Annotated in this window: 1 rRNA gene; it reads right to left on the bottom strand. The window is 53.0% G+C overall.

The window, feature by feature from the left end:
* Positions 1 to 219: ribosomal RNA gene (locus tag lacNas_RS06475) — 23S ribosomal RNA — on the bottom strand; the annotation flags it as partial.

The raw sequence follows: 219 nt of genomic DNA, 5'->3' as shown, positions 1-219 counted from the left end.
CACACGGTTTCAGGTTCTCTTTCACTCCCCTCCCGGGGTTCTTTTCACCTTTCCCTCACGGTACTGGTTCACTATCGGTCACTGGTTAGTATTTAGCCTTGCGAGATGGTCCTCGCGGATTCAGACGGGATTTCACGTGTCCCGCCCTACTCAGGATACTGATAGGCCTTCTTTGGATTTCGCTTACGGGGCTCTCACCCTCTTTGGCGCATTTTCCCA

The sequence above is a fragment of the Lactobacillus nasalidis genome (assembly GCF_016587775.1).
Classification (GTDB): Bacteria; Bacillota; Bacilli; order Lactobacillales; family Lactobacillaceae; genus Lactobacillus; species Lactobacillus nasalidis.
This window is presented reverse-complemented; position numbering and strand designations above follow the sequence as displayed.